The sequence below is a fragment of the Sorangium sp. So ce1036 genome, assembly GCF_051369805.1.
GTDB classification, from domain to species: domain Bacteria; phylum Myxococcota_A; class Polyangia; order Polyangiales; family Polyangiaceae; genus Sorangium; species Sorangium cellulosum_F.
The window spans coordinates 4,049,204-4,074,158 of record NZ_JBBMOX010000001.1 but is presented as its reverse complement, the minus strand read 5'-3'; the positions used below and the strand labels follow the sequence as shown (position 1 = coordinate 4,074,158).

At 70.3% G+C, this 24,955-nt stretch carries 14 protein-coding genes; 11 read left to right on the top strand and 3 right to left on the bottom strand.

Annotated elements, in window-relative coordinates; genetic code table 11:
* Positions 1-99: 99 nt before the first annotated feature.
* The 9 genes from WMF31_RS15550 (at position 100) to WMF31_RS15510 (ending at position 19,530) form a co-directional block, all read left to right on the top strand.
* The gene (locus WMF31_RS15550; RefSeq protein ID WP_436602694.1) at positions 100-1,866 is read left to right on the top strand and encodes a serine/threonine-protein kinase; all 1,767 of its coding nucleotides are present in this window, start codon (positions 100-102) and stop codon (positions 1,864-1,866) included.
* Between the two features lie 444 nt (positions 1,867-2,310).
* Positions 2,311-3,057 carry an alpha/beta fold hydrolase gene (locus WMF31_RS15545; RefSeq protein WP_436602693.1) on the top strand — a complete coding sequence of 249 codons (747 nt, stop codon included), beginning with the start codon at positions 2,311-2,313 and terminating at the stop codon, positions 3,055-3,057.
* Positions 3,058-3,504: 447 nt separating this feature from the next.
* Positions 3,505-3,909, top strand: coding sequence for a DUF6968 family protein (locus WMF31_RS15540; RefSeq protein WP_129349179.1), 405 nt, complete (start codon positions 3,505-3,507; stop codon positions 3,907-3,909).
* Between the two features lie 357 nt (positions 3,910-4,266).
* On the top strand, positions 4,267-4,410 hold the full coding sequence (locus WMF31_RS15535; protein WP_165373301.1) for a hypothetical protein: 144 nt from the start codon (positions 4,267-4,269) through the stop codon (positions 4,408-4,410).
* Positions 4,411-4,594: 184 nt separating this feature from the next.
* The gene (locus WMF31_RS15530; protein WP_436602692.1) at positions 4,595-6,673 is read left to right on the top strand and encodes a restriction endonuclease subunit M; all 2,079 of its coding nucleotides are present in this window, start codon (positions 4,595-4,597) and stop codon (positions 6,671-6,673) included.
* The gene (locus WMF31_RS15525; protein ID WP_436602691.1) at positions 6,670-8,058 is read left to right on the top strand and encodes a hypothetical protein; all 1,389 of its coding nucleotides are present in this window, start codon (positions 6,670-6,672) and stop codon (positions 8,056-8,058) included. The genes WMF31_RS15530 and WMF31_RS15525 overlap by 4 nt, the downstream gene beginning before the upstream one ends.
* Complete coding sequence (gene mads6, locus WMF31_RS15520; protein ID WP_436602690.1) at positions 8,046-12,356, top strand: methylation-associated defense system protein kinase MAD6; 4,311 nt, start codon at positions 8,046-8,048, stop codon at positions 12,354-12,356. The genes WMF31_RS15525 and mads6 overlap by 13 nt, the downstream gene beginning before the upstream one ends.
* Positions 12,353-13,978, top strand: a complete 1,626-nt coding sequence (gene mads7, locus WMF31_RS15515; protein ID WP_129349187.1) for a methylation-associated defense system protein MAD7 — start codon at positions 12,353-12,355, stop codon at positions 13,976-13,978. Before mads6 ends, mads7 begins: the two co-directional genes overlap by 4 nt.
* Entirely contained in the window at positions 13,978-19,530 is a 5,553-nt protein-coding gene (locus WMF31_RS15510) for a hypothetical protein (protein WP_436602689.1), read from the top strand. The genes mads7 and WMF31_RS15510 overlap by 1 nt, the downstream gene beginning before the upstream one ends.
* A gap of 139 nt (positions 19,531-19,669) precedes the next feature.
* Here the strand turns inward: WMF31_RS15510 and WMF31_RS15505 are convergent, their stop codons facing one another.
* Entirely contained in the window at positions 19,670-20,176 is a 507-nt protein-coding gene (locus WMF31_RS15505; RefSeq protein ID WP_436602688.1) for an RCC1 domain-containing protein, read from the bottom strand.
* 1,123 nt (positions 20,177-21,299) lie between these two features.
* Here WMF31_RS15505 and WMF31_RS15500 point away from each other — a divergent pair.
* Entirely contained in the window at positions 21,300-21,911 is a 612-nt protein-coding gene (locus WMF31_RS15500; RefSeq protein ID WP_436602687.1) for a TetR/AcrR family transcriptional regulator, read from the top strand.
* Positions 21,908-23,191 carry a cytochrome P450 family protein gene (locus tag WMF31_RS15495; protein ID WP_436602686.1) on the top strand — a complete coding sequence of 428 codons (1,284 nt, stop codon included), beginning with the start codon at positions 21,908-21,910 and terminating at the stop codon, positions 23,189-23,191. The genes WMF31_RS15500 and WMF31_RS15495 overlap by 4 nt, the downstream gene beginning before the upstream one ends.
* Positions 23,192-23,321: 130 nt before the next feature.
* Here WMF31_RS15495 and WMF31_RS15490 read toward each other — a convergent pair whose 3' ends face one another.
* Both WMF31_RS15490 and WMF31_RS15485 read right to left on the bottom strand, forming a co-directional pair.
* Positions 23,322-24,002, bottom strand: coding sequence for an NrsF family protein (locus WMF31_RS15490; RefSeq protein ID WP_436602685.1), 681 nt, complete (start codon positions 24,000-24,002; stop codon positions 23,322-23,324).
* Positions 23,992-24,762, bottom strand: a complete 771-nt coding sequence (locus WMF31_RS15485; protein ID WP_436602684.1) for an RNA polymerase sigma factor — start codon at positions 24,760-24,762, stop codon at positions 23,992-23,994. Before WMF31_RS15485 ends, WMF31_RS15490 begins: the two co-directional genes overlap by 11 nt.
* Positions 24,763-24,955: the final 193 nt, after the last annotated feature.

Below are 24,955 nucleotides of genomic sequence, written 5' to 3'. Positions count from 1 at the left end.
TTGTTGTACGCTGCGCGACCGGGACACGCCCGACGGATCGCGTTCGCCCGCAGAATACGCCCTTTCGGGTCAGCGGCTCGGCTGAGGAGACGGACCTCGATGATCGCCGGACAGCAGATGACGAGCACGCTCAGGCTCGCGCGCGAGCTCGGGAAGGGGGCGATGGGGAGCGTGTGGGTGGCGGATCACCTCGCGCTCGGCACGCAGGTGGCGGTGAAGTTCATGTCGCCGACGTACGCGGACCAGGGCGGGTTCGTGGAGCGCTTCCGGCGGGAGGCGATGGCGGCCGCGCAGATCAAGAGCCCGCACGTCGCGCAGGTGTTCGACCACGGCGTCACGGCGGAGGGCATGCCGTACATCGTGATGGAGCTGCTCGAGGGGGAGGACCTGAAGCGCCGGTTGCAGCGGCTGGGCGCGCTGCCGCCGGCGGAGGTCGCGCTGATCGTGTCGCAGACGGCCAAGGCGCTCGGGCGGGCGCACCAGCTCGGCATCGTCCACCGCGACATCAAGCCGGACAACATCTTCCTGGTGGACGTCGAGGGCGAGCCGTTCGTGAAGGTGCTCGACTTCGGGGTGGCGAAGCGGGTGCAGGGGGCGCCGACGGGCGATCTCGGGATGACGTCGACCGGGAGCATGCTGGGGACGCCGCTGTACATGAGCCCGGAGCAGCTGCTCAGCGCGAAGCACGTCGATTTCCGCGCGGATCTCTGGGGGCTCGCGGTCGTGGCCTACCACGCGCTCACGGGGCAGGTGCCGTTCTGGGGCGAGACGCTGGGCGCGCTGTCGGTGGCGCTGCACACCGGGGTGTTCGCGCTGCCGAGCACGGTGAGGCCGGGGCTCTCGCCCGCGATCGACGCCTGGATGAAGCGGGCGCTGGAGCTCGATCCCGCGGCGCGCTTCGGGTCGGCGCGGGAGATGGCGGAGGCGCTGGATCGCGCGGTGCTCGGGGGCTCGCGCCTGGGGTTCACGAGCGTGCTTCCGGCGGGGGACCGGGGCAGCCACCCGGCCCTGGCCGGCGTCACGCCGTATCCGGTGGGGTACGGGGCGGCGCCGGCGGCATACGGGGCGGCGGCGGCGACGCACGGCGCGGTGCCGCCGTCGACGCCCGGCGGGGCGCGGCCGTCGGCGCCGGGGGTGGCGCCGACGGGGTTCGGGGGCTCGCAGTCGGCGCCCGGGGTGGCGCCGACGGGGTTCGGGGCCTCGCAGTCGGCGCCCGGGGCTCCGGCCTCGGGGCCGGGAGCGCGGCTCTCGACGACCGGCGCGCCGGGGCGGACGCTCGCCGGCATGGCGACCTCGGGGCACGACGCGTCCCGGCGATGGGCGCCGGCGCTCATCGCGGCGACGCTCGCGCTGGGGGCGCTCCTGACCGGGGGGCTGCTGTTCCTGGCGTCGAAGCAGACGCCGGACATCGCCGCCACGGAGGACGCGCAGGCCGCCGGGCAGGCCAGCCCGGGCGCCGAGGAGCCGTCGCCGCCCGCCGTGGCGCCCTCCCAGGCCGCGGCGCCGGCCAGCGCCGCGGCGTCGGCCAGCGCCGCGGCATCGGCCAGCGCCGCGGCGCCGGAGCCGGTACACAGCGCGCCAGCGGCCGAGGGGAGCGCCGCGGCGGCCCAGGCGGGCAGCGCGGCGGCGAAGGCGGGCACCGCGGCGGCCCAGGCGGGCACCGCGGCGGCCCAGGCGGGCACCACGGCGGCTCAGGCGGGCTCCGCGGCGGCTCAGACGAGCGCTCGGGGGAGCAAGCCCAGCGCGGCCGCTCCGCCGCAAGGCGCCACGGGCAGCCGCGGCGGGGCCGCGCCGAAGGGCGCTGCGACGAGCCGCGCTACGGCGCCGAAGCCGCGCGCGCCGGTGGTCGATACGATCGGCTTCTGAGGCGGGCATTCGGCCGTCGTGGCGGCATCGGGGACCGCGTCGCTCAGGTTCGTCCCTGGTCGCGCGGGAAACCTTGCCGCTCGCCCGGCCAGCCGCCGGTCGGATGCCGATTCTCGTGAAAAAAATTCTCCGGAGAGGCTCCCGACAGCCTCCGGTTGAATTTCGATTCTCCCGGGAGGCTCCCGACAGCCTCCGGTTGAATTTCAATTCTCCCGGGAGGCTCTCGACAGCCTCCGGGTTGATTTTCAGCTCTCCCGGGAGGCTCTCGACAGCCTCCGGGTTGATTTTCAGCTCTCCCGGGAGGCTCTCGACAGCCTCCGGCCGGGCGTCGGAGCGTAATCGAGCCGCATCCCGGCAAGCCCCGAGGACGCTTGCCGGATGCGTGAGGCGCGCCAGATGCGTTGGATGGGTGGTGGCGCCAGGGGCGCATCGACAGGACCGGGCGTGGCGGCACCGGGGGCGCTCCGGCACCACGACGTCGAGGTCGAGGGTGCACGCGCGCACATGCTCGAGGCGGGCGCGGGCGCGCCGATCGTGCTCCTGGCGAGCCCTCTGGTCTGTACACGCACGTACCTCCCGCTCGTCCACCTGCTCGCGCGGCAGGCGCGCGTGATCGCCGTCGATCTCCCCGGCGCCGGCCGCTCGTCGCGCCTCGCCGCGCCGTGGACCTTCGAGCGGTACGGTCGCTGGACCCGGCGGTTCCTCGACCGGCTCACGCTCGATAGCATCACCCTCGTCGGGCACTCGAACAGCGGCGCGATCGCGCTGCTCGCCGCCGCGGGAGCGCCGGGGCCGATCGCGCGGCTCGTGCTCGCCGACACCGTGGGCGCGCGGCGCGCGCGCTCGGTGCCGCGCGTGCTCCTGGCGCGCGGTCTCGACGCGCTCCTCGAGCCGCTCCTGAGCCTGCGCGCCGCGCCGCACTTCCTCGGCAACCTGCTCCGCCACCCCGCGGCGATGCTCGCGCACATCCGCGCCGGCTCGCTCACCCAGGTGCTCGATCGCGCGCCCGAGGTGGAGGTGCCGACGCTGCTCGCGTGGGGGCGGCACGATCGGACGATGCCGCTCGACGGCGCCGAGCGCCTCCGCCGGGCGCTGCCGTCCGCCGCCGTGGTCGTCGGGCCCGGGCGGCACGACTGGATGCTCACGCATCGGGCGGCGTTCGCGCGCGCGCTGCTGGAGTTCATCGCCTAGCACTAGACCGGGCTGGCCCGCCCTGCCCGGAAGGGCGGGAGCTGGCCAGGCAGGCTCGTCCTTGACGGGGACAGGGTTCGAACTCGATATGCTCCTCAGGGGGAGCACATGAGGCGGCTACGGTGCGTGCTGGGTCTGCTGGGAATTGCGGGGATGGCGGCGACGATGGGATGTGGATCATCGCCGGAGGCGGACGAGCTCGGAGAGCCGGTCGAGGAAGCTGAGATGGCCGCATCCTACAGCGCGTGCGTTGCTGCCTGCAGGAACGGCCAGCTCGCGATGGAGCAGTTTTGCCGGGGGCTACCTGATCCACGCATGAGGGCGACATGCTGGGTAGCTGCAAAAGCGGGTGTGATCGCCTGCATTAACTGGTGCAATTGGCACTTCGGAGATTAGCGGAGGGCTGCCGCTTGACCACCCCCACGAGCCAGAGGCAAGCTGAGTCCCATGGTCCCCGTAGACAACCCCATCGCGGAACGTCGCCTCACCGTCGTTGACGACCCCGGCCGCTCGGTGGTGATAGCGATCGGTCAGCCTCTTGAGGTTCAGCCGGGAGAATGGGCCTGCCCGTTCACCATCCGCGGCATCCCCGAGCCTCGGTCGGATCGAGGTCTCGGGATTGATGGCGTCTCGGCGCTGCTCAACGCCCTCCATGCCATCCGGTTCGCCCTCGAAGCTTCGGGGGTTCGTGTCTCTTGGGAGGGCGGTGAGCCGGGGGATACAGGGTTCCCGAGGCTGATGCACTACGCCTTCGGGTTCGCGTTCTCCCAGAGGATGGAGCAGCTCATCGACGAGGAGATCCAGAAGCTCGTGGACAAGAAGACGCGCGCGGGGCAGGAAGCTCCCGGCTAAGGTCGTTCGTCCTTTGCCAGTGGATGTATGCGACCCATACGGATACGATGTTGGTGTCGCACGACGACCTGATCCAGCTCGCCGGCGCGGCGGATCCGCTGCCCGCGAGCGAGCTGCCACCGCTCGATCAAATCGTCAGGCACGCGGGCGATGCAGAGGACATCGCGCTCTATGCCCGCATCGCGGGTCCGTTGGCCGAGGAGCGGTTGCGGGCGTGGCTCCGCTCGCCGCTGGACGGCTCCGGAGAGGATCTCGAACGCGCTCTCCCGGAGTGGCAACCGTTCGACGAAGTCCTCGCGCGCGCACGCGCGCTGCCCGATCTCGTGGAGCTCGACGTGCGACGGTGGCAAGCCAGGCGTGACCGAGCCGATCGCGGTGAACGAGGAGCTGCTCCGCCGGGACACGACGCACGAGGCGCGCGAGCGCGACCTCGGAACGGCGCTGTCGCTCGTGCTGGAGAAGCGTACGTCGGCCGTCGCTGCGACGGTCGCCAGCGCTTGAGCACACACACCTGACGACCTGCCTGCCCCGATCCCCGGGACGCGACGCGGCGCGCCGCGCGCCCGCGGTCCTCCTGCCCGCGCGATGCGCGCCGGGCTCCCGGTTCTTGAACCCCTGCTCCCGGGTCCGGTACAACCCGAAGCCAACGCGTGCAGCGCAACGGCGGCACGCCGGAAGGCGACGGATGGCACGAGGCAAGAAGCGAAGCGAGCAGGAAGTCCAGCAACAAGAGCTCTTCAACGGCGGCGCCGAGCCGGCGGAGGGCGGCGGCGACGACGAGGAGGTGGTCCTCGAAGGCACGCTCGTCTGCGCGCTGACCGGGGAGCACCGGCTCTCGACGCCGCAGGAAGAGGTGCTCCAGTCGTTCATCGAGCAGCTCCACCGCGAGTACGGCATCGCGCTGGAGGACATGGAGCGCGACGTACGGATCGCGTGCGAGTCGTCGGAGGATGGGAAGGTCCGGACACGGAACCGCACGGTATCGCTGGTCGTCTTCGAGCCGCGCGCGCGGCACCGCGATGCCGAGGACGCCATCGATGTCAAGAACGTCACGCGGGTGGTGATCGTGGCCAAGCCCGGGACGAAGCCGGACGACAAGGCCATCGGCCTGCTGGAGGAGGTGCTCGGCAGCCTGAGCGAGGACCGGCCGGAGGTCTACGGCGTCTGGACCAACGGCGCCGACCTCGCGTTCCGGATGCGCACGTTCCACAAGCGCAGCGGGCAACCCGAGTACACCGAGCTGACCGACATCCCGGCGCCGGACGAGACGCTCGCCGACCTGGAGAGCGCCGAGCGCCGGCCGCTCCGCATCGCGGCCGGCGACTCGCTGCTGCGCACCTTCAAGCGCTGCCACGACTACCTGTACGGCAACCAGAACATGCGCGGCGACCGCGCGTTCTGGCAGCTGCTTTACCTGATCTTCGCCAAGATCCTCGACGAGCGCTCCACCTCGCGCGAGTTCTTCGTCGGCGCCACCGAGCGCAACGCCGAGGCGGGGCAGAAGAGGATCAGCCAGCGCATCAAGAAGCTCTTCGACCGGGTGAAGGACGAGTACGGCGACGTCTTCGAGGGCAACGAGAAGATCGAGCTGAACGACCGCGCCCTGGCCTTCATCGCCGGCGAGCTGTCGCGGTACAGCTTGCTCAGCACCGACACCGACGCCAAGGGCATGGCCTACGAGGCGATCACCTCGACGACCCTCAAGCGCGAGCGCGGGCAGTTCTTCACCCCGCGGAACGTGATCCGGATGATGGTCGACATGGTCGATCCGCAGCCGGGCAAGAGGGTGCTCGATCCGGCCTGCGGGAGCGGCGGGTTCCTCGTCGTGGCCCTTGCCCACGCGCGGCGCGCGTTCCTGGCGCAGAGCGGCTGTCCGTACCCTGATCAGCCGGTGCCCAAGGAGCTGAAGCGGGTGGATCCCAAGCTCCGCGACTATGCGAAGAAATGCCTCTACGGGATCGACGTCGACCCCGAGCTCCGCAAGGCCGCGCGCATGAACATGGTCATGAACAACGACGGCCACGGGAACATCTTCAGCTTCAACAGCCTGGAGTTCGGCATCCCGAAACTCATGAGCGAGGAGATGGAGAAGTTCGCCAAGGCCACGGGAGGGCACGGCGGCTTCGACTACGTGTTCACGAACCCGCCCTTCGGCGCCAAGATCCCGGTCGAGGACAGGGACATCTTGAGCGCCTTCGAGCTCGGGCACGTGTGGAGGCGCTCGGAGGGCAAGTGGATCAAGGGGGAGGTCCAGAAGAAGGTGTCGCCCGAGATCTTGTTCATCGAGTGCTGCTACAACTTCCTCAAGCAGGGCACCGGCGTGATGGCGATCGTGCTGCCCAACGGGATTCTTGGCAACCCGGGCGAGCAGATGGAGTTCGTGCGCTGGTGGATGCTCCAGCGGATGGAGCTGCTGGCGAGCGTGGACCTGCCCGCGGAGGCGTTCCTGCCGCAGGTGTCGGTCCAGGCGAGCTGCGTGCTGCTGAGGCGGCGGTACGCGAGCGAGCACCAGCAGGTGGGCAAGGAGGGGCTGAAGCAACGGCCGGTGTTCATGGCCATCGCGGAGAAGTGCGGGCATGGGCGGCGGGGGGAGACGACGTACGTCCGGAAGCCGGATGGGACCGAGCTCATCGAGGTTGAAGAGGTGCTCGAACGCTCGGAGCGAGAGGAGAGGAAGCGCCGGAAGCAGGTCAAGCGGCTTGCGGACGACCTGCCATGGATCGCGATGGAATATCGACGGCTCTCCGCGGGAGAAGCCACATGATCCGAAGCTCCTTCATGGTGCCGAGCGTTCGCTCGGCCGCGCTGCGGGCGCTCAACTATAGTCCACGGACCGAGCTCATCCGTGCCGCTGCAAAGAGACGCTCTGTGCGGCTCAGCTCGCTCGTCGAGGAGTTGGGACCCGCTTACGGCACGGTCTTCACACGCGTCGATTGCACCTCGGAGCACGGCATCGAGCTTCTCTCGCAGAGCGATATGTTCGCTGCGGAGCCGCAAGGACGCATCATTCGCCGAGATTCCATGGCGAAGCCCGAACGGCACGAGATCAAGCGCCTTCAGGTACTGATCGCGGGCGCTGGCACACTTGGCGAAAACGAGCTGTACGGTCGTGCGATCATCGCAGACGGACGTCTGGTCGGGAAATACGTGGGGCCCGATGCGATGACTCTTACATTCAAAGAGCCTGAGGCGCCGCTCAGTCTCTTTGCTTATGCATTCCTTGCTAGCCCTACAGGCGTCGCAGCGATCCGATCAACGAGCTACGGAACCAAAATTCTTCGATTTCGCGACGATCTATTCGGTTCGCTTCCGATCCCACTAGCAGATGAGGAAACAATCGAGCGCGTGGCCGTTCTCGCACGTCGCTGCGTCGAGCAGCGGGAGACCTACGCCCGCGAGCTCCAGGCGGCGCGGCGCGTACTGGAAGACCTTCCGGAGATGCGCGAGGCGCACGCGATGTGCGCGGAACGAAAGGCCAACGTCGCACACTGGGATGGCCCGCTCCCAACCTTGCGCGCCTGGACATATGCGTCCTCAGGCGGAGCCCTAGGACTATTGAAACGTCGATGGGCAACACAAGTCGCAGACATATTGAAACCCAACGGCCTTTTTCACGGCCTGCTGCGCCAACGCGTAGCCTGCGAATCGCCACACGGAATTTCGTTGCTTTCGCAGCGAGATATATTTCTGCTCAGGCGTGTGCCGAGACGTATCGTCCACCCAGGATGCGACGAGCGCGCACTATTTGTACCACGGAACGGCATTCTCGTTGGGAGCCGCGGCCAGCTGTCTGAAGGATCGCTATTTGGACGAGCCGAGCTTGGAAGCTGCTTCCATTCGCAGACTGCAATCACCCAAGATATTTTGAGAGTTCTTCCAATCGAAGAGCACCTGGAGACGGCATACGCCTTCATGTCGAGCCTGGTTGGCCTTCGACTTCTTCAATCAACCGCGGTAGGGACTAGCATACCGATAATGCGCTTGGACCTTGTGAGGGACCTGCCGTTTCCAGAGCTTACAAAGAAGGATCATGCCAGTGTGAGAGAGAGCGTGAAGCGTGCCCTCGGCGCTCGTCTTGAGGCCGATGCCACCGAATCCGAAGCCATCCGCATCATCGAAGAGGAGGTGCTCCCCGCATGGCTCGCCTGATCCCCACCCCCACGAGCGGCGGCCTCGTCGGCCCCTTCGAGCGCCTCGTCCTCGAGACCCTGCTCGCCCAGCTCCCCGACAGCTACGGCGTCGCCCCGAACTTCCAGCTCAAGCCCCGCAACCACGACGCGCTGGAGTTCGACTTCCTCGTCCTCGCGCCCCACGCGCTCTACGTCCTCGAAGCCAAGGAGTGGTACGGGCGCCTCACGGGCGACGACACCGAGTGGCTGCTCAACCAGAAGCCCAGGAAGCCCGCCATCTGGCTCACGAACACCAAGTGCAAGGTCCTCAAGACCGAGCTCGGCGCCCTCGGCAGCGAGGTGCGCATCCCGCCCCTCCTCGTCATTCCCGATGGCACGCAGAACCACCTCGGTGGCAACTGGGGCAGCTCCGTCCGCTCGCTCACCGGCACCATCGCCTACCTCCAGGACCCGAGCAAGGTTCCCAACGCCAAGGACATCCGCAAGTACCACGCCGCCATCGAGCAGCTCCTCCAGGGCAAATGGGGCGCCCGCCAGCGCCAGAAGCGCCGCCGGCTCGGCAGCTACGAGATCACCGAGACCCTCTTCGCCGACGAGCGCGCCGGCGAGTACCTCGCGCGCCACGCCCTGCTCGCCGACGACCCGACCACGTACCGCATCCGCACCTTCCGCCTCGACCAGAACCTTCCGAACGACGCCCTGGAGAAACAGCGCGCCGTCATCCTTCGGCCCACGGAGGCGGTCGCGAAGATCGGCCCCCATCCGAACCTCCTCCGCGTCCTCCAGTTCGAGTTCCTCGAGGAGGACAGCGAGTTCTTCGAGGTCACCGAGTGGAGCGACTTCGGCACGCTCCACGGCTACCTCAGGAACCAGGAGCGCGACCGGCTGACCCTGCGCGAGCGCCTCGGCATCGCGCAGGGCGTCGCCGCCGCCCTCGAGACGGTCCACGCCCACGGCATCGTCCATCGCAACGTCTGCCCGGAGACCATCCTCGTCGGATTCGACCGCCGCCCCCGGCTCACCGACTTCGATCGCGCCTACGTCGAGAGCAAGCACACGGTGCTCGCCCAGACCGAGGGACGCGCCCGCAACCCGGCCTACGTCCCGCCAGAGCTCGCCGACATCACCGATTACGACTTCGACCACACGTCGGACATGTACTCGTTCGGCGTGCTGCTCTACGAGCTGCTCCTCGACGAGGTCCCCTTCCCCGACGCCAAGGCGGCGAAGGCCGCGCGCGGCGTGCCGCCGGTCCTCCCGAGCGCGCGACGCCCGGAGCTCCAGCCCAGGCTCGACGCGCTCCTGACCAGCCTGCTCCGCGTCGACGACTTCCACGCCCGCCCCTCGGCCGCCGAGGCGCTCGCCGCGCTGCGGGAGACCCTCGGCACGACCACCGGCGCCCCCGCCAAGGACCCCGCCCCCGCGACCCCACCGCGCGCCTCGTTCGAGGTGGAGAGCCTGCTCGACGGGGTCTGGCGCATCGACGACGTGCTCGGCGTCGGCGGGTTCTCGAAGGTCTTCAAGGTCTACAACCTCGACCATCAGAAGACCTACGCGATGAAGATCCTCCTCAAGGCCGAGGACATCGATCTCCTCCGGAACGAGTTCAACCGCATCGCGCGTCTCCTGCCCACGCACCCCAACATCGCCAAGACCGAGTGGCTCGGGCGCCTCTCGGACAACACACCTTTCTTGATCAGCGAGCTCGTGGACGGCGAGACGCTCGCCGCCTACTGCGACGGTCGCAAGCGCCTGCCGTGGACCGATATCCAGGCCATCGGGCTAGAGCTCCTCGACGCCCTCGCGGCCATGCACCCCGATCCGGAGGAGCTCGAGCGCATCCGCGCCGTGATGCGCGAGCGCAGCCTGACCGAGGACGAGGTGGACACCTTCTATGCCGCGCAGGAGCGGGCCGAGACAGGCATCTTCCACCGCGACATCAAGCCGGCGAACATCATGCTGGAGATGCCGTCCCACCGCCCCAAGCTCATCGACTTCAACATCGCGGCGCAGGCGTCCGAGGCCACCGGGCAGGCCGGCACGCCGCGTTACTGGGCGCCGGATCGCGGGATCCCGAAGTGGAAGCCGGACGCCGACCTCTTCTCGCTCGGCGTGGTGCTCTACGAGCTCGTCACGCACCGCCACCCCTACGCGAAGGATCAGCCGGGCCACGGCGACCCTTACGATCCGCGCGACATAGCCACCGAAATCCGCCTCTCCGACGAGCTCGCGGCGTTCTTGCTCAAGGCCGTCCAGCCCTCCGGCGGCGACCGCTTCCAGACCGCGCGGGAGATGAAGGCGGCGCTCCAGGCCATCACCTCCCACGTTGCGCCCGCGCCGCCCGCCTCGGTGCCGTCGGGGCAGTTTCCGGGCCTGAGCGACGTGACGCCCGAGGAGGCCCAGCGGCCGAACTACAACCCGTACGTCGCGCGCCTGCTCACGCTCTACAGCCAGGCGCGGCGCAGCAACGCGGGGACCCGCGGGCTCGACGACATCGCGCGCTTCACCTACGTGAACACGCGCCTCGACGACAAGCTCGCGCCGGCCATCGTCGCCGGGCGGTTCCGGCTCCTGCTCGTGACCGGCAACGCGGGCGACGGCAAGACGGCGTTCCTCCAGCAGGTGGAGGCGCTCTTCGAGCGGAACGGCGCGAACATCGAGCGGCTCTCCACGCGGAACGGCAGCCGGTGGACGTACGAAGGGGTGGAGTACGAGACGAACTACGACGGCTCGCAGGACGAGGGGCATCACGACAACGACGCCGTCCTGGTGCGGTTCTTCGAGCCGTTCGCCGGCCACGCCATGGCGGGCCTCGACGGCGCGAAGGCGCGGCTCATCGCCATCAACGAGGGGCGCCTGCTCGACTTCCTGACGAATCGCGCCCACGAGGCCCGTTTCGGCGGCCTGCGCCGCTTCGTCATGCGGGCCCTGCACGGAGAGCTGGCCGAGGACCGCGCGCTCCTCGTGAACCTCAACCTGCGCGCCGTGACCGCCGGCGGCACGAGCTCGCTCGTCGAGCGGCAGCTCCTCGCGATGCTGCGGCCCGAGATCTGGGCCCCGTGCGACGGGTGCGCGCACCGCGATCGCTGCCCCATCCGGCACAACGCCGACACGCTGCGCGACGACGCCTCCGGCGCCGCGACGCGCGAGCGCGTGCGGCGGCTGTTCGAGGTCGTCCACCTGCGCCGCCAGGCCCACGTCACCATGCGCGATCTGCGCTCGGCCCTGTCCTACCTGCTGCTGCGCGATCAGAGCTGCGACGACATCGATCGCTTGTTGAAGCGGACGGACACGAGCACGCTCGACGACCTCACCCGCTTGTACTACCCGGACGCCTTCGCGGACCGCGACGCGGAGACAGGCCGCGGCGTCGTGGGCGCGGCCGGCCTCGCACCGCAGGCGGGCGCCGGTCACGCGCGCGGCGCCTCCGGGGAAGAGCGCGCGGTGGATCGCCTCGTGCGGCGGCTGCGAGAGGCCGACATCGGCCTGCCGAACATGCCGGCGCTGGACCGCCGCCTGGCCCACGACCCCAGGGCGGCCGTGCCGTGGATGACCTTCGAGCGGAGATCTGCCGAGGCCTGGAACGCCCTGATGACGCTCACGAGGAGCACGCCCGGCCCGGCCGACGACATCGCGCTCGGCGATCTGCTCGTCGCGCGGCGGCGGCTCATCGCGCGGTGGCGCCGCTGGGCGTACTTCGAGCGCCGCGACGACGGCTGGCGCGCGATGGTGCCGTATCGCGCCACCGGCCTCCTGGAGCGCATCACCGCGCCGGCGAGCGACGACGACTTCCAGGCGGCGTGCGGCGAGCTGCGCGACAAGGTGGTCCACGCCATCTCGCGCGCGGAAGGCGTCCAGAGCGAGGCGCTTTGCCAGCGGTACCTCGCGCTCAAGATCACCCACGTCAAGGACGCCCCGGTGCGCAGCTACCGGCTGTTCCCCAAGGAGTCGTTCCGGGTCGAGGTGACCCGCGCCCCGACGCTCGCCGAGTACCTCGAGTACGCGCCCGACGCGATCGAGCTCGTCTCGGAGGGCGGCAAAGGCGCGGCGCGGCTGCGCATCTCGCTCGACCTGCTCGAGATGCTGGAGCTCATCGGGAGCGGCTACCGGCCGACCGCGAACGATCTCGCCGGGCTCTTCGTGAACCTGCTCATCTTCCGCAACGAGCTGCTCACCACCACCTTCGATCGCGTGCTCGTCACGGCCGACGATCGCGACTTCTATGAAATCAGCGCCGAGGGCCGGAGCGACGGGATCCGCCTCCGCCTCGCGCGCCACGCGCGCCCGGACGAGGCGCAGGAAGGGAGGACCCCGTGAAGTTGCGAAAGGTCGATCAAGAGTTCCGCAACCCCAAGGTCTTCTACCCGGACCCGAAGAACGTCGATCTCGACCGCGTCCTCATCAACCTCTTTCTGCTGCTCAAGTGCGACGGCACGCGCCCCGTGACCCGGGGTCGGCCCAAGGCCGAGTTCGAGAGGGTCGAGACCCACCGCAAGATCCTCGCCGAGCTGCGGGGCGTGGAGGGGTTCGACGGGGAGGCGGCCTGGGTCGCGGACCAGTGGCTCAAGTCGGACATCTTCGATCTCGTCAACCGAGGGCGTCCGACCGAAGCCATCGCGTCCCTCCGGCCGCTCCACCTCGAAGCCGCCAAGATCCGCGTCGCCAAGCACTGCCGTGATTACAACCACGCCGACGCGCTCTATGCGATGCTCGAGCACGACGAATCGCAGGCGCTCGCCGATCTGAAGCACTACCTCGGCCGGGGACACAATGCCGCCGCCGGCTACGATGGAGTCACACCGCTCGATCTCGAGACGCTGGCGGTGCTGAAGCTGGTCGAGGACATCCCGCAGCTGCACCCCTCCCAGCAGGACAAGGTGGCGCCTCACCGGCCGACGTGCCGCGGTCAGGGTCGCGTGCTGTGCAACGACGTGCAGCGCCTCCTCGCGTACCAGGACGTCGTGCCGAGGCCGGTGATGATCGATTACCTGAAGACCCTCCTCGGCCTGCATCTCGGGCTCTACACCCTGCGCGTCGGCCGGCAGCTCTCGGGCTGGATCAACCAGCGCGAAGCCCACCCGGCGTGCCGCGCGTGTCCCGTTTGGGGCACCTCCGACGCGCCGTTCGCCGAGTGCCCCTACGGGATGAGCTTCACCGTCGACATGGGGAGCGATTTCCGCTCTCGCATGGCCCAGATCGCACAGAAGGACGCCGCCGCGGAGTATGGTCGCCTGATCGACCTCGTGAAGGCCATCTTCGCGATGAACCAGCTCTTGCATTACGCGAAGGACGAGAAGCTCCCGGACGACCCGTTCGAGGTGCCGTCGTTGCTCAAGGACCCGCCGAGAGGGTTCGAGTCGGACTTCAAGTCGACGCTCAAGGAGCTCTTGCGAAGCCAGCCTGACGACGAGGAGATTACGCCGGAGGTCAAGGACATCCTCGACGCGGGCATGCCCGCTTTCGACACGTTGGTAGAGCTGATCTCCCACGTCCGGCAAAAGCACCACCTGAGTTACCTCGTACAGATGATCGACAAGCTCTTCCAGAAAAACGGCCCCTTCGGGGCGATCGTTCAGGGGCGGTCGCGCAACAATCCGCGGCGCTGGCACCTCGGCGGGCGGCTGCTCGAGGTGTTCGTGCAGCTCGCCGTGCTGCGCCAGGACCAGGCCGGGGGCGAGAAGCGGTTCTACACGGAGCCCATGCTGGTCGAAGACTTCCTCCGCTGGGTGGAGCATCGCTACGGCTTCGTGATCGCCCCCGCGACGACCCCCGCGGGGCGACGGCCGGTGACGCTGGACGAGCACCGCGCCTTCCGGGACAACGTGCGTGCGCTCAAGGACAGGCTGCGGGAGATCGGGTTCTACGACGACCTCAGCGACGCCTACAACGCGCAGACCGTACGGCCGAGGTACACGCTCTCACGGCAGGGGGTGGCGTGATGAGCTCGCTCTCGACCCTCCAGCCGCTCGGGCAGGACGACCTGTACGCGTTCCTCGCGGAGCGCGTGCGCCCACGGCTCCTCGACGCGCTGGAAGCGGCAGGCCCAGGCCAGCGCCTGCGCGTCACCACGCTGCCCGAGCCGGTGATGGAGTCGGTCTGCGTGTCGCTGCAAGGAGATCCGCGCTGGGAGGCGCGCGTCCTGTGCGCGGGCGACGTGGACGCGGAGTGGAAGGCCTCGGCGACGAAGCTGATCGAGCTCCGCAACGTGCTCGATCGACCGCTCTTGGTCTTCCTGCCGCCGAGCAGGCGCACGGCGGCCGAGGACTCGCTCGACATCGCCACGTTCACTGAGCTCTCGCTCGCGACGATCGCGGAAGACCTCCTCGTGGCGCTCTTCGACGAGCTCCCGGAGCCGCTGCGCAAGGCCGTGCGCGACGAGCTCTTGTACTTGCGCGCCGAGCGGCTCATCGCCAATGCCGACGAAGAGGTCGAATACCTGCTCACCGTGCGCAAGAACGGCTGCACGCCGGCGGCGGCGGGCGGCGCGCTGCATATCTTCGGGCTGCTCCCGGACTTCCAGCTCTTCGAGCGGGGCAACCCCCGCTACTGGCTCACCCGCAACGTGAACGTTTGCGCGCGCCTCGGAGACGTCACCCAGCCGCTCCAGACCCGCCTCCGTCGGCTCCCCGTGAAGCCGAACACCGTTCAAAACCCCTTGTTCGCCTTCCTCCGGGCTCGCCACTCCGACGATATCCGGGCCTGGGCGCGGGAGATCGCCTGCGATCCCGCGCATCGGAGGCTCGCGCTCGACCAGTGGGAGTTCACGGACGACGGCGAGGCGGAGGATCTGCGCATCCTGCTGGACCCGCTGGGTCTACCCCGACAGACGGAGGACAACGTCCTCGGCGCGGCCCAAATGCCGGTGCTGAACGTCGGGGACAAGAGCAAGGATGTCCTGAAGGTCGCATTCCGGTCGATCCCGAGCCCGAGCCAGGTCCCTGCCTGGAAGACCTGGCGCGTGCAGATCCTCTCGGTCGCCGAGGGCCAGGTCTCCGTGGCCTGGGAGAGCAACAGCTACCCCAAGCCCGCGCAGGGGCGGCTCGCGACGATCCGCCGCAGCATCAAGGCCAAGGATCTCCAGGGGCTCGAGGAAGGCACGTATTACCTCAAGGTCGACGCGTACGACGCGGAGGGCGCGCAGCTCACCCGGCCACGGCGCGTCGACGAGAGTGACCCGAACAGCAGGGCAGAGAACGAGTCGGAGCAGTTCCTCGTGGTCCGCGACACGGTGGACATCGAGGAGCCGGACGTGCGCGCCGTCTTCGTGACCTCGCTGCTGGAGGCGTGGACCCTCGTGGCGGCGAAATCCCTTGGCGCCAAGCAGCGCGAGGCGGTGCCGGAGCGCGCGGCCATTCGCGGCGCGTGGGACGTCGCGGTCGGCGCGCCGCCGAGGGGGGATGTCCGGTTCCAGCTGAGCGGCAACGCGTTCACCGGCTATACGATCGTGGTCCCGGCCGTGCTACGCCGGCTCGAGCTCGCGCTGCTCGAACATCCGGACCACCTCGGCCGGCACGAGATCTCGTTCGTCGATCTCCGCAAGCTCGAAGACGTTGAAATCAAACGTCACGAGGTCGGCGGCCTGGGGACGAGCCCTGAGGTGATCGCCTTCCTCGAGGCGCGGCGTCAGGTGTTTCGGGCGATCCGTGAGCACCACTTCGACGCGACGGCGAAGCTCGAAGACAACCGCTCCGAGCGGAGCGGGCTGGTCGAGACGGTGGATCTCGCGCCGCACGGCGAGCTCATCGAGCGGTATGCCGAGCGTTACATCGCGCTGGTCGAGGCGGCCGCGCGGCCCGACCTCGATCCAGCGATCGCGGCGGCGATGCGCGCCGCCCTCGCCCTGCTCGACGTGGTCGACCTGCGCTGGCGTTCCAGCCCAGGTGACGCCGGGAGGGCGCAGGTCGTGGCGCCGGTCCACCCGCTGCGGCTGCTTTGGCACCTCGGCCACACGCGGATGTGCCACGAGGCGGTGGGCGCCTGGGAGGACGGCTCGCGGCATGCGCCTGCGTGGAGGGCGTTCCTCGATCAGCTCCGCCGCGATCTGTACCCGATGAACCTCCCGATGGTCCTCTTCAACAAGCGCGGTCGCGCGTTCGTCGAGCACGCGCCGCTCACTCCGTTCTGGCCGCTCTACCTGCCGGACCGCGTTGAGGAAGGCGTGCCCATCGACGCCATGGCGGCGCGCGATCGCGTGCTGCGCGCGATGGGGATCCGCGATCGTACCATCACCGTCACCACGGTCGACCCCTCCGAGATCGCAGGCCGTCTCTTCGACTACATCGAGCAGCATCCGTACGTCGAGCAACTCTGCCTCAACGTCTTCAACCCGGGCGACGGTCGGCTCATCGCCGACGTGCTGCGCGCCGTGGAGTCGATGCGCGTCAAGTCGCTGGGATCGGACGCGCCTTCGCTGCGGTACGCGATCCATCTCTTCGGGAGCTCCGCGCACGCCGACTCGGCGGCAGACGGCCTGGAGAGCCTGCTGGATCCAGAGCGCCAGGTGGGCGAGGACGACGAGTTCACGCTCGCCTCGAGCAATCACCTGCTGCCGAAGCTGGTGTTCGCCAGAAACTCCGTCGCCGAGTTCCTGAGCCGGTCCGAGCGGTACACGGCGCACGTTTCGCTGCTGCTCGAGCAGTTCGCGGTGCTCGGGCGCGTGGGTCGGATCGAGACGCTGCGCCGCGGCTCCTTCGTCGCGGGTCTCGTGCAGGAGCCGGAGACCCAGGCGGAGCCCATCGGTCCCCACTTCGGCTGGGTCAAGGGGCTCAGGCCGCTCACGCGCCGAGAGCCGACACGGGACGAGGAGCGGATGCGCGCGGCGGTCGGCGCGGCGCAGCGCGTGCAGGCGTCCTTCGCGTTGGGCAAGGCGGCGACCGAGGACGAGGCGCCGGTCGTGGCTCTCCAGCTCACCCCGATGGATCAGGCGCTCCTGAAGCAGGTGCACGAGATCAGCGACTGGGTGCTCACCGTCGATCGCAGCCTCGGGCTCGATTACTTCGACAGTCCGTCATCGGCGCGCGAGGCGGGATATCTGCTCGACTTCACCCCTGAGTACCTGCAGGAGGACCGACAGCGTCTCCTGCTCACGACGCGGAGCACGCTGGAGCTGGAGAGCCTGATTCAACCCGCCCTCGCGCAGTACGGCCTCGAGCTTTGCGAGGACGATGTCGTGGTCGTGCTGGAGGCGCTGCGGTCGCTCTCCGGGCATCTCGCGCTTCGGTTGGAAACCGGGCATGCCCACGCCGCGGAGGTCGTCGGGCTGCTCCTGGCCCGGTGGCTTCTCGAACGCACGAAGCTGCTCGAGGAGCGTCTCGTGGTGCCCCTCGACGCCCATCGCGGATGGTTCGCGGACGACGCCCGGAGCGACGACGGGAGCACATCGCGGCAGCGAGCCGATCTCCTGCTCGTCGGCTTCACGGAGCCGCGGACCATTCGGCTCGACGTCGTCGAGGTCAAGCTGCGTGAGGAGCTGTCCGGCTCGGCACGGAGCCAGCTCTATGCAGAGATGCGGCGGCAAACCCAGAACACCGCGGAGCGGCTCCGGGACAGGTTCGCACTCGACCTCTATCCGGAGCCGCGGGCCGACGCGCTCCTCCGGGCCAAGGAGCTATCCGGCGCGCTCTCCTTCTATGCTCGTCGCGCGCAGCGGTATGCATTGCTCTCCGAGAAGCAGGCGAATGCCGCGCTCGCGTTCCTCGAGCATCTGGACGACGGCTATGAGCTCGACTTGCGGACGATGGGCGTGATCTTCGAGCATCGTGGCCAGGGTGTGCACGATGATGAGGATGAACCGGGTTTCCGGGTGGCTCGGCTCGGCGGCGACAAGGCGAAGCAGCTCCTCGAGCACGCCGTGGAGCAGTTCGCGCGGAGATCGCAGCGGAGCAGCGAGCGACGCGGGCGCGCGCGGGCTAGCCAGCCGCCGCCGCCCGCCTCACCCGCGGAGTCGGAGCCGCCGATGGATGCAGAGCTCGAATCGTTCCGATCCGCGCTCAGCACGCGCCCCCTGCGCGCAGCCAGCGCGCCTCCCATCCCGTACGCCGGACGCGCCGCGGGCGACGGGCGGCCGGTTCACGCACGAGAGAACGTCGACCCCAACCTCGACAGGGCAGACCGTCCGCCGCAGCCCCACACCGCATCCCCCGCGGAGCACGCGCCAGGGCCGACGACGGCGACCTCAACGCCCGCGGCGCCGGAGGCCGCCGGAGCGACGGCCATCACGGCGATCTCGCCGGCGGATGCGGCGGCCGCGCGATCCGCGGCCCAGGAGGCTGAGCGTCTCCCTGGCGCCGACGTGCTCCTCGGCGCGACGGCGATGACGGCACAGTATGGAATCCTTGGCAAGTCCGGCTCGCAGCGAGTCGGGCTCGATCTGATGGGCTGCAATACCATCAGTCTCTTTGGGGTTCAGGGGTTCGGCAAGTCATACACGCTCGGCGCGATCGCCGAGATGGCATCTGCGAAGCTGCCGGGGATAAACAGCCTGCCGTCGCCGCTCGCGACGGTCATATTTCACTACCACAAGAGCGACGCGTACGAACCCGAGTTCACGACCGCCATATCTCCCAACCAGAAGCAGAGCGAAGTGGATCGCCTGTTGCGCGACTACGGCGCACGGCCGACCGGCCTCGACGATGTGCTCCTGCTCGCGCCGGAGGCGAAGGTCGAGCAGCGGCGGAAGGAGTACCCTGGGATCACCGTCGAGCCGATCAAGTTCAGCTCGTCGGAGCTGAAGAACGACGGCTGGAAGTTCCTCCTCGGCGCCTACGGCAACGACGCGTTGTACCTGCGGCAGCTCAACGCCATCCTGCGGCGCCATCGTGAGGTCCTGACCCTGGAGAAGCTGCGGGAGGAGCTGCGGGACGCCGATCTGTCGAAGGCAGCGCTGCGGCTGGCGGAAGACCGTCTCAAGCTCGCTGAGCCCTACATCGATGACGCGCGCTCGCTCGGCGACCTGCTTCGCCCGGGCCGAACGGTGATCGTCGATCTGCGCGATGAATGGATCGAGAAAGACGAGGCTCTGGAGCTCTTCGTGGTGATGATGCGCATCTTCGCCGCGCAGAAGCTCGACGGAAGAGACTTCAACAAGCTGCTCGTCTTCGATGAGGCCCATAAGTACATCAGCGAATCCGAGCTCGTCGCGCAGGTCGTCGAGACCATCCGTGAGATGCGTCATCATGCCACGAGCATCGTCATCGCAAGCCAGGATCCGCTGAGCGTGCCCCGTGTCGTCGTCGAGCTGTCGACGGTCCTGGTGCTGCATCGCATGACATCGCCGCAATGGCTGAAGCACCTCAAGACGGCGATCACTTCCCTTGAAGGGGTCAGCGAGAGCCACCTCTCCGCACTCGCCCCCGGAGAGGCGCTCGTTTGGGCGCAGCGGAGCACGGACAAGCGATTCTCGCAGCGGCCTCAGAAGATCACCATACGTCCGAGGGTCACTCAACACGGCGGCGGCACCAAGACGGCGGTAGCGGGGGCAACGGTACGGTAAGCAGGATCAATCTACTATCGCCTGTTGTCGAGCACGCTCTTTGATGGGCGTGCTCGGCAACTGCCGCCCTGACGGCGCGCTCGAGCGCGCCGCCCCCCTGCGGTCGGGTCGCTTCGACGCGTCGGCTGTGGCGCCGAGATTACAGCCCCAACCTGAGGACACCGATGTCGTCGGGCTCGGGCCCGGTCCAGCAGGCGATCTCGCCGCTCGCGAGGGCGGCGCAGGCGTCCTCGTGGCCGACAGAGACGTGAACGGCCTCCGGGATAGCGATCTCCCGCGGGGTTCGCTCTAGACCGCGCCCCCAGCAGGTGACCCTGCCGCCCTGCCGGAGCACGCAGGTCCGACCGAACCCGGCGCTCACCTGGGTCGCATCGTCGATCCCGGGCACCTCGACCGGCGCGCCGCGCGCCTCGAGGGCGCCGTCGCCCAGCTCGACATTGTTGCCGGAGCCCCAGCAGAGGACCTTGCCCGATGCGAGGCGGGCGCAGTCGTGCCTGGCGCCGGCGGCGATCTCGACGGCGCCCTCGACGCCCTCGACGCGCACGGGCGTCGCCGCCACCCCGCCGGTGGTGAGCGATCCCCAGCACACCACCTCTCCGGTGGCCCGCAGCGCGCAGGTGTGATCGAAGCTCGCCGCGACCTGCACCGCGTCGTCGAGGCCGGTGACCGTGACCGGGACGTCCCTCGGCCCGGCGCCCTCGACGCCGAGCCACCGCGAGAAGGGATCGCCCCAGCAGATGACGTTGCCCGAGCCGAGGACGCCGCAGGCGTGCTCGTAAGCCGAGGAGAGCTGACGACCCCCTCGATATCCGGAAGCACGACGGGCACCTCGCCGCGCTCCCCGCGGGGAATGGCCCCATCGAGCAGCCCTTTGATGTTCAAGCCCTGGCAGGAGACGCGCCCGTCCGCGTGGAGGAAGCACATGTGCATGACCAGGCCCGACGCAGCGACGACATCGCCGAGCTCCGGCCGCTCGACCGGGGCGGCCAGGCGCTCCTGCAGGGTGGCTCCGCCCCACCAGCAGAAGACCTTTCCGGAGTCGGTGACGGCGCAATTCGGCGAGCCCTCCGCGATGCGCACGGCGCACGCCGCGGCAGAGCAGGAGGAAGCCGGCTCGAGGCCGGTCGATGTGCTGGTCGAGCCGGTCGAGGCAGCCTCCTCGCCGCCGGCGCCGGAGCCGCCGCTCCCGGGGACGGCAGGACCGCCGCCGCTCCCGGGGACGGCAGGACCGCCGCCGCTCCCGGGGACGGCAGGACCGCCGCCGCTCCCGGGGACGGCAGGACCGCCGCCGCTCCCGGGGACGGCAGGACCGCCGCCGCTCCCGGGGACGGCAGGACCGCCGCCGCTCCCGGGGACGGCAGGACCGCCGCCGCTCCCGGGGACGGCAGGGCCGCCGCCGCTCCCGGGGACGGCAGGGCCGCCGCCGGTCCCGCCCGAGGTGTCGTACGGGGCGATCTCGACGGAGCCGCAGGCGGCGAGGGCGGCGGGGAGAGCAACGACAGGGAGCCAAGGAGCGACAATGGAGCGGGGCATGGAATCCTCCGTCCGGCGGGCATCTTCGCCGAACGGAGGAACTATGGGCATGGGCGGTGGGGGAGCTCCTTAAGCAGGCCTTCATCCGATTCCCGTCTGCCAGGAAAGCCGCCGGCTCCCCGCCCCGCGATGGTCCACACAGGATCGCTCGGCGCGCCCAGCATACCAGCAGCGCCAAGCGTCGCCGCCGGTCGGGATCGCCTTGCATACCGACCGACCGGTCGGTATGTTTGGGCATGGCACCTCGGGTCTACGCGAGCGCGCGGGATCGCATCCTCGACGCCGCGGAGCGGCTCCTGGTCTCGGAGGGGCTCGCCGGACTCAGCGTCGAGTCGGTGGCGGCCGCCGCGGGCGTCAGCAAGGGCGGCTTCTTTCACCACTTCAAGACCAAGGACGCGATGCTGCTGGCGATGCTCGACCGGCTGATCGAGAAGGTCGAGGGCCAGATCACGGCGCGCGCTGCCGACGATCCGGAGCCGCGCGGCGCTCGCCTGCGCGCGCACATCGCGCTGTCGATCGACGGCTCGCCGGAGCCGGTCGTCCCTCGCGGCCTGATGACGGCGCTGCTCCAGGCGGTGGCGTCGCAGCCCGCCATGCGCCGGCGGGCCCACGAGCTCAACGTCGCTGCCGTGGCCCGCGACGTCGGCGAGGACATCCCCGAGGGCCGGGCGATGGTCGTCCAGCTCGCGCTCGACGGCCTCGGCGTCGCGCAGGACATGGGCGTGAAGCTCACCGCCCGGCAGCGGCGCGCGCTGCGAGACACCTTGATGGCGCTCGCCCGGCCAGAGGCGAGCTCCAGGCGGCGCCGGCAGGCGGCGCCGGCTCCACCGAAAGGCAGGCGGACATGATCTCGACTCCCGATCTCGCGAGCCCTCGATTCAAGGCCAACCCGTTCCCGTTCTACGCGGGGCTGCGGGCCCTCTCGCCCGTCGCTCACGTCACCTATTGCGACGGCAAGCCGGCCTGGCTGCTCTCGCGCCACGCCGACGTCGCCGCCGCGCTCAAGGATCCGCGGCTCGGCAAGGACCCGTACCGCGTCCTGTCCCGTGAAGAGCGCGCGGCGCAGGTCCCCTGGATGCCATGGTTCCTGCGGCCGCTCACCCAGAACATGCTCGACCAGGATCCGCCGAGCCACACGCGGCTGCGCGGCCTGGTGCAACAGGCGTTCACGCCGCAGCGGATCGAGGACCTGCGGCCCCGCGTCGAGGCGCGCTGCGCCGAGCTGCTCGCCGCCGCCCGCCGGCGCGGCGCGATGGACGTGGTCGAGGATTTCGCGCTCCCGGTGCCGCTGTGGGTGATCTGCGAGCTGCTCGGCGTCCCGGAGGCCGACCGGCGCCGGTTCCGCGCCTGGACGAGCCGGCTCACGGCGATCGTCGGGACCCGTGACATGGTGCTGGCGCTCCCCCAGCTATGGGCCTTCATGCGTTATGTCCGCTCCCTGGCGAAGCAGCGCCGGGGCGCTCGCGGGGACGACCTCATCACGGCGCTGCTCGGCGCCGAGGAGGCCGGGGCCCGGCTGAGCGAGGACGAGCTCCTCGCCATGATCTTCCTCCTGCTCGTCGCCGGGCACGAGACGACGGTCAACCTGATCGCCAACGGCACGCTCGCGCTGCTCGACCACCCCGAGGCGCTCGAGCGGCTGCGCGCCGAGCCGGCGCTGATCAAGCCCGCTGTCGAGGAGCTGCTCCGCTTCACGAGCCCCGTCGACACCGCCACGGAGCGGTACACGACCGAGGAGTACGCGGTCTCCGGCCACGTCATCCCGCGCGGCCAGCGCGTGCTGGCGCTGCTCGCCTCCGCGAACCACGACGAGCGGGTGTTCGCCGAGCCGGAGCGGCTCAAGCTCGATCGCGAGCCGAACCGTCACCTCGCGCTGGGCGTCGGGATCCACTACTGCCTGGGCGCGCCGCTCGCGAGGCTCGAGGCGCAGGCCGCCTTCAGCGCGCTCGTGCGCGAGCTGCCGGATCTGCGGCTGTCGGTCCCGCGCGAGGCGCTGCGGTGGAAGCGGAGCACGATCCTGCGCAGCCTGGAGGCGCTGCCGGTGGAGATCCCGCGCGCCTCGTCCGGCGCATCGCGCGCCGCGCGCGGCGCCGGCTCCGCCGCGCAGCCCGCTCCCCCGGCGCTCTAGCGCGCTCGACGCAGCGACGACGATCCGGAGGCTGGTCGCTGGTTCCGCGCGGCTCCGATCGGATCCGTCGGCCTCGATGGCGCCGCCTGCGCGGTCAGGCCCGCCTGCGCGGTCAGGTCCGCCTGCGCGGTCAGGCCCGCCCGCGCAACGCCCCGGCGGCCGCGCCGAGGAGCGCGCCGGCCGCGATCGGCAGGCCGTGCGCGAAGGTGATGTGGAGGAGGTCGTCGTACGGGCAATGCGCCTGGACGCCGATCACCGCCCCGAGCCCGCACAGGGCGCCGATCGCGGCGCCGCGCCACGCCGGAGCCGAGAGGAACGAGCGGCGCAGGACGAGCGCCGCCAGCGCGAGCGGCAGCGCCGCCATGCCGAGGGCGATCGCGCTGCACTTGAGGTGCGACCTCGGGGACAGCGGTCCGTCCGCGAGGCCCGACATCGCGACGGCCGCGGCCAGAAACCCGACCGGCGCCGCGGCGACGAGCGCCTGGAGCGCCCTCACGCCGGCCGGCAGGCCCCGGGCGCGCGGCGTCAGCGCGAGCAGCAGGCCGAGGCCGGAGAGCAACGCCCAGAGGGCGAGCGGGATCGCGACCCGGGGCGCGCCGATGTCGGCGCGGAAGCCCGCGATCCAGGTCAGGAGCAGGACCCAGGTGAGCCCGGCCAGGGTCGCGCTCGCGACGCGGCGCGCGCGCGCGGGCCGCGTGAGCGACGGCTCGGCCGGCGCCGCCGTCGGGCGCGGCGGCGGGCGACCGGCCAGGTGGGCCGCGGGATCGGGGATGTCCTCGAGCCCTTCCAGCAAATCGCGCTCATCCGCCATCGGCACCTCCTCGGACGTCTCCCGCAGCCCTGCCGCGACGGCCGCTCCGCTCCGGCTCCGCGACGGCAGGCTCCTCCGCGCTCCTGCCGGCGCGCTCCTCTGCGCCCGCTCCCGTGCGCCTCCTCGCGCGCTGTTCCGCGCCGGTCCCCGCGCCCTTCCCGGCCCCGGGCCGCCGCCGGAGCTCTCCGAGCTCGGCCCGCAGCGCCTCGTAGGCGCGGAACGCGCGGAGCTTCACCGCGCTCGGGGTCGCTCCCAGGATGGCCGCGGCGTCCTGAACGCTCAGCCCCTCGTAGCGGAGCAGGATGAACGCCTCGCGCTGCGCCGCCGGGAGGCTCGAGAGCACCCGCTCGACCGCCCGCGCGGTCTGCGAGGCCATCGCGACGGCCTCGGCGTCGGCGCCGCGCGTGTCCGGCGGCTCGGCGCCCGGATCGCTCGGGAGGCGCTCGGCGCTGCGGTGCCGCTGGGCGCGCGCGTGATCGAGGTAGACGTTGCGCGCGATGGCGTAGGCCCACGGGAGGACGGCGCCGCCCGAGGCGAACGTCGAGCGGGCGCGGTGCATCCGCAGGAAGGTCTCCTGCGTCAGGTCGCCCGCGAGCGTCGCCGAGCTGCACATGCGGACGAGGTACGCGAGCAGGCGCGCGTGGAGGGCGCGGTGCAGCTCCGGGAAGGCGCCGGCGTCGCCGCACGCGTACCGATCCATCGCGGCGTTCAGGGCGAGCTCATCCATCCTGCACCAGCGGCACCCAATCAGACCCGCCATGGCGCCGCAACGGCTCATCGCGCCGCGCGGCGCGCCCCCGCTCGAGGCGACCGCCGCCCGCGCTGAAATTCCTCCCGAGCGCGATCGTGCAGGCGCGTGCGAGGGTCGCGAAACCGACGAGCATCCGCCGCGTAGCACCATCGAACGACGCGCCACGGGCCATCGCAGGCCCGAGGCGGGCGCCCTGCTGGCG